This is a genomic window from Companilactobacillus suantsaicola (assembly GCF_004745525.1).
GTDB classification, from domain to species: domain Bacteria; phylum Bacillota; class Bacilli; order Lactobacillales; family Lactobacillaceae; genus Companilactobacillus; species Companilactobacillus suantsaicola.
Genome location: NZ_RKLY01000023.1, coordinates 36,973 through 42,972, shown reverse-complemented (window position 1 = coordinate 42,972; position 6,000 = coordinate 36,973). Strand labels below are relative to the sequence as shown.

Annotated in this window: 5 protein-coding genes; 2 read left to right on the top strand and 3 right to left on the bottom strand. The window is 38.0% G+C overall.

Annotated elements, in window-relative coordinates:
• Positions 1 to 117: 117 nt before the first annotated feature.
• Complete coding sequence (locus EGT49_RS09035; protein ID WP_135373632.1) at positions 118 to 615, bottom strand: hypothetical protein; 498 nt, start codon at positions 613 to 615, stop codon at positions 118 to 120.
• A 332-nt stretch (positions 616 to 947) separates the two neighbouring features.
• Here EGT49_RS09035 and EGT49_RS09030 point away from each other — a divergent pair, with 332 nt between their 5' ends.
• A complete protein-coding gene (locus EGT49_RS09030; RefSeq protein ID WP_135373630.1) occupies positions 948 to 1,505 on the top strand; it encodes a cysteine hydrolase family protein in 558 nt (185 codons plus the stop codon).
• 28 nt (positions 1,506 to 1,533) lie between these two features.
• On the opposite strand, the gene EGT49_RS09025 is transcribed toward EGT49_RS09030, so the two are convergent.
• Entirely contained in the window at positions 1,534 to 3,552 is a 2,019-nt protein-coding gene (locus tag EGT49_RS09025; protein WP_135373628.1) for a KUP/HAK/KT family potassium transporter, read from the bottom strand.
• Between the two features lie 213 nt (positions 3,553 to 3,765).
• On the opposite strand from EGT49_RS09025, the gene EGT49_RS09020 reads away from it, so the two are divergent.
• Positions 3,766 to 4,938, top strand: a complete 1,173-nt coding sequence (locus EGT49_RS09020) for an ammonium transporter (protein ID WP_135373626.1) — start codon at positions 3,766 to 3,768, stop codon at positions 4,936 to 4,938.
• A gap of 91 nt (positions 4,939 to 5,029) precedes the next feature.
• Here the strand turns inward: EGT49_RS09020 and EGT49_RS09015 are convergent, their stop codons facing one another.
• Positions 5,030 to 5,791 (bottom strand): DUF1003 domain-containing protein, encoded by a 762-nt coding sequence (locus EGT49_RS09015; protein ID WP_135373624.1) that lies wholly within the window; start codon positions 5,789 to 5,791, stop codon positions 5,030 to 5,032.
• Positions 5,792 to 6,000: the final 209 nt, after the last annotated feature.

The following is a 6,000-nucleotide window of genomic DNA, read 5'->3' as shown; positions in this document are numbered from 1 at the left end:
TACTTGGCGGTGAAACGACTGAAGACGTTTCTTTACTAGTATATAGAAATAAGGTCCAGAAATCATTAGGATTTCTGGACCTTATTTTTGTCATCTAGGACTTTTGTCCCAAACTCTTTATTTTGTCTTCACGAGTGGAATTAAATTTTTGTTCTTTTGGGAACTAGCAACAGGGATGTAAGATTTGTTGTCCTTGTAGACAAATTGGATGACATCGTAATTATTGTCGAGTTTCTTAGCAGATTTCTGGATGATGTTTTGAATCGAGCGGATGTACAGTTTTTGGTCGGTAGTGGCGTTGTCATTTTGAACAGCTTCATAAGTAGTTTTGATATATTTTTGAGTCTGTTTGTCAGTTAATACTACTATGATCACAGTATGTGATTTCTTGCTGGTTTTGTCGTTAATGTTGCGATCCTCTTTGACCGTAGCGACTTTGCCGTTGCTGTTGAATTGTTGAGTGAGTTCTTTTTTGATTTTGGGATACGTGGGTGTCGTTGACGGGGTTGGCGTTCTCAAAGTGAGGAAGGAAAACAGGGCAGCAAAAATTATCACGCCAACGATTGAGATTATTAGTGGGATTTTTGGAAGTGATTCTCGATATCTTTTTTGCATGTTTAACCTCCTAGGATTAGGGAAATTATAGCAGATTTTTTTAGGTTTGTTTGGGATGAAGGAGAAAATAAAAACCACTGCTTGGTGTTTGAAAAGATTTACTTCTAAAACTAATCAATCGAAACACCTTTCACGCTCAGAATTGAATTGGTACCAATATTATATTTTTTATTTCGATCACTCATTATGAAGCCTCCCTTAGTGTTATACGCTTTCATATTAGCAGAAAAATAAATGTGAAAGTTCCAAAGTAAGCGAATAAATTGACTTACCAGACCAGATTTTGAATAATCGATGTATAACAAATATGCAGCAGAAAGTAGGATTAAAAAATGCCTTCACATCAAGCTTTATTGGTTATTGATTACACGAACGATTTTGTAGCAGATAATGGTGCTTTAACTTGTGGAGCACCGGGTCAAAAGATTGAATCGAGGATTTTTAATTTAGCTGAGGATATGTATCAAAACGGCGATTGGGTTTGGTTCCCAACTGATGTTCACAAAGCCGGTGACAAGTATCATCCTGAAACCAAACTTTTCCCGACCCATAACGTTCGAGGAACTTGGGGTCGTGAACTATTTGGCGGTGTCAAAGACTGGTTCGATAGTCACGACGACAATGAACAGGTGAAACTGTTCGATAAGACCCGTTATAGCGCTTTTGCCGGGACTGATTTAGACTTGCGTCTTCGAGAAAGAAAAATCGATACGTTACACTTAGTCGGTGTCTGTACGGATATTTGCGTTTTGCATACCGCTGTTGATGCGTACAATTTGAACTATAAACTGGTAATTCATGAAGCTGGCGTAGCTTCATTTAATCAAGCCAGTCACAAATGGGCTTTGGAGCACTTCAAAAATTGTCTTGGTGCTGAAATTGTCAAATAAAAAAAGCTTCCCGTTCGGGAAGCTTTTTTTATTTAACGTTATTTTTGATTTCTTTTTCCGCCAAATACTCATCAGTTTGTGTACCTAAGAATAGGGGAACTTTTTCTTCAACAACATCACTAAATTCCAAACCGTACCAAAGGGATGGTGAAATAGTAATATTTTGGAGCAATAATCGACCGCCAATCAATAATCGATCTAAGCCATTCATGTGTTCTTGCGCTCCCAAATCCTGGAATTGTTGATTTTGAATAATGAATTTGAAGGAGCCGACGTGACGGTTAGAAACCATCGAATAAGTTGGTGTTTGATCATCAATAATGTGCTTTTTGATCAAATCATTGATAATTTGCCGAATGTAAATATTAACGTGTTGCGACTTCTTAAATCCAAGGTTTAACTGCACGTTGACGACGTTTCTCGTGTGCATCATATCGATCGTGTAGTTACATTCATAAGGGGCACTTGTCTGATTGACCGTTATGAACCAGTAGACCTTAGCCCGTTTAGGTGCTTGATCCAAAATTGAATAGATGATGGAACGTTTAATCGTGTAATCCTTACCTAATTTGATCATGTAAACTAAATTAGTCGCGTATGTTGGGAATCCAGGATCCTTACTTAATTTCTCCAGTTGAGGGATGTAGTCGAGTAGACAAACATTCTCACTTTCTGATAAGTAAGCATCACGCCGCTTGTTACCGAAGAACCAGATCACCATGACGGCTAAAATGGCTAGCGTGATTATAACGGTGATATAGCCACCATGAACGAATTTTACCAGACTGGAAATTAGAAATAATCCTTCCAATGCTAGGAAGAATACCATGAAAATATTAGCGAAGAGACGGTGCTTTTTCATGAGCAGGAATTGATGTAATAGGATAGTAGTCATTAGCATCGTTAGCGTTATAGCGAGTCCATAGGCTGCTTCCATATGTTCTGAAGAACCGAAGATCCAGACGATACTGACGGTGATCGTGCAAAGAATCCAGTTGACTGATTCAATGTACAATTGGCTTTCAAATTTACCAGGGAATTTAACTCTTAACCGAGGTAAAATTTTTAAACCAATCGCTTCTTGAACTAGAGTGTACGAGCCGGTTATTAAGGCTTGAGAAGCAATGATAGCTGCTAGTGTCGCTATAACGATGGCAAAAATTTTGAAGTCACTAGGTAACATTTCGTAAAAAGGATTAATTCCAGAAAGCTTGTTGTACTGGCTGTTTTGATAGTTGGAAATCACCCAAGCAGCTTGGCCGAAGTAGTTGAGCATCAGCATGGTGTAAACAAATGGCCAGGTAAAATAAATGTTGTGCTTGCCAACTTGACCCATGTCAGAATACAGTGCTTCGGCACCGGTCGTTGCTAAGAAGACACTACCTAAAATGAAAATACCAACCTTATTGACCGGGCTGAATAAAACTTTGATGGCATAGATTGGTGATAGAGCTTTTAAAACCTCAAAGTTACCGACGAGATTAAATAGTCCGGCAATACCAATAAAGCTGAACCAAACGAGCATAATCGGGCCAAAAGAGCGACCGATCCGTTCAGTTCCAAATTTTTGAATGATAAAAATTGATAAAAGAATTACCGTTACGATGATCAAAACGACTGATTGGTGATTGGAAAAAATGAAATTACCAAATTGTTGGCCTTTGATTCCTTCAATCGCTGAAGTAACCGTTACGGCTGGAGTAAGTGTTCCATCTGCTAGAAGAGCGGAGCCACCGATTAGAGCAGGAATGATCAACCATTTACCTTGAGAACGGACTAAGGCATATAGGGCAAAGATTCCCCCTTCGGAATTGTTATCGGCTTTCATGGCAATCAGAACGTACTTAATAGTAGTGATCAACATTAAAGTCCAGAAAATCAATGAAACGCTACCGAGAATATATTCAGGTTTAGCGTCTGCCATTGTACCGGCGTTACCGATAATCGAGTTCATAACATAAAGCGGGGAAGTCCCGATATCGCCATAAACGATTCCAAGGGTGATCAACATACCTAATAAAGATATTGATGATTTTCTCTTTTCCATGACAAACTCCTTAAAATATAAATATTTCATTCTTTTAGAATGCGACTCCATTATAATTGTTCGAATAAAAAACTGACATTTTAACGCTCTCTGGCACAAGTTGAATTGGTATACATAGAAAAAGAATTGTAATAAAATACGGGTCAATATAGAGGGATACTTGAAACGCTTGTGAGGGCTTGTTTTAACTATCAAAAAAAGAATGTGATAATTATGAACTTAAGCTTTATGATTCTTTCAATAATATTGGTCTGGATAATGGTGCCAGGAATTGCCGTTTTTTATAGCGGATTTGTCCCTCAAAGAGACGTCAATCGAATTCTGTTCAACAGCTTTTTAATGTTTGGAATTGCTGGTCTACTCTGGGTCGCAGTAGGTTTCTCGGCTGCCTTTGAAGGTAATATTTTAGGAATTATCGGTAACTTTCAACATCTCTTCTTGTCGGGACTAGACTTATCGTCTACTTATGGCACGACAGGTTTGCCGACAAGTGTGTACTTACTCTTTCAAATGATGTTTGCGATTCTCACGCCAGCGCTTTTCTTAGGAGCAGTCGCTAGTCGAGCTAGGATCAGATTCATTGTTTTGTTTGTAATTTGCTGGTCATTGTTGATCTACTATCCGTTGGCACATATCGTCTGGTCAACCAGTGGTTTTTTGGCTAAGTTAGGTGTACTGGACTTTGCCGGAGGAACAGTGATCCATATTGATGCTGGTATTACAGCGATGATTTTAGCCATTACTTTACGAAAACCGTATCAATACAATAATGAGGCGGCCAAAGGTAACTCAATGTGGATCTTATTTGGGACGGTGCTCTTGTGGATCGGCTGGTACGGGTTCAATGCCGGCAGTGCTTTAAAGTTAAATATGCAAGCTATCAATGCTTTCTTTACTACGACCGTTGCCGCATGTTCGGCTTTAGTTACTTGGATAGTTTTGGAAAATATCTATAAATCTCAAGTCACCGTCAGCGGCATCTGTACCGGCAGTATTTGTGGATTAGTTGGAATAACACCGGGCACAGGTTATGTGACAGTTTTTGGTAGTTTCATCATCGGTATAATTTCTGCAATAGCGAGTTTTTATTTTATGAATTATTTGAAATACAAATTACATCTAAATGATTATTTAGATATTTTTGGCTGTCACGGTGTCAGCGGCATTGTTGGTTCAATTGCAGTAGGATTGTTCGCTACAAAGTCAGTCAATAGTAACGTTATAACGAATGGTTTGTTGTACGGCGGTGGCTTCAAACAATTAGGCTTGCAGCTATTAGGCGTGATCTTCACAATAATTTTTGTATCGATTTTAGCTACAATCATCGTGACGGTTTTGAAAAAACTATTTAGAGGAAACATAGGTGTCACGCACACAATAAAATAAATTTAGGATATAAAACAAGTGGACCAAGGTAATCAAAGTACGATTATCTTGGCCCACTGTTTTATTGTTGGAAAAGTTCTATTCCATTTTCTTATTTTTTGTGCGGATGTCTAGTATTACGTTCTCTTTTTGGCTCATTTTCAGCTTTCAAAGATTGAATTTCATTTTCAATTTCACTGAGAACCTCGATTTGCATTTTTTGAATGTCCAAAATATGGGGCCATTGGACTTCATTTAGTTGGTCGAGTTTTTCATGCAGAATTCTAATTTCCATTTCTGATTTAGTATTGGTCCGATAATCATTTTCAGAATCGAAACGGTCACGATCAGCTTGGCGATTCTGACTCATCATGATAATTGGTGCTTGAATTGCGGCTACACAACTGAGAAATAAGTTCAGTAAGATGAAAGGATAGGGATCAAAATGCATCCCAAATAAATGAAGCACATTGATTGCCATCCAACCGACTAAAACAACGGTGAAGACGATAATAAAGCCCCAACTACCGCCAAATTTAGCCACAGCGTCAGCCATCTTTTGACCACGAGTTCTTTTGCCATAAACGGTATCGTTGATATTCTTAATGACGTAAGTATCTTTTTCCAGTTCTTTTTTGAGTTTGTCACTCATTTGGTGATCAATTTCTAAATCTTGATCGATGATTTTTTGCATATTTGAAATTCTGAGTTTTTGTAAATCCTTTAAGCAAATGAACGAGGATGGTTTGACGTATTGATTAGTTTCTTTAATTTTGGACTTTAAAACATCACTGAGGTCGCGAAGAAATAATCCTTCAGTGATGGTGAAGCGGTTGCCGCAAATCGTGCAAATTTGATTTTTATTGATTGCCATGATTGTCACCCCTTGGTGTTGTTCAGGGTTAGTATATTATTTGGATTTTTATAAAGCAATTATTGGGTGCTTTGTTGGGGATTTTGGGGAATAAAAAAACAACCTGGCTTCTTTTGGGAACTGAAGTGGTTGTTTTTTGTTTGATATTTATATTTGTTTGTTCTTTTTGATTGGAACCATGGTTCTATGCAATATAGCCAAAACGCGTT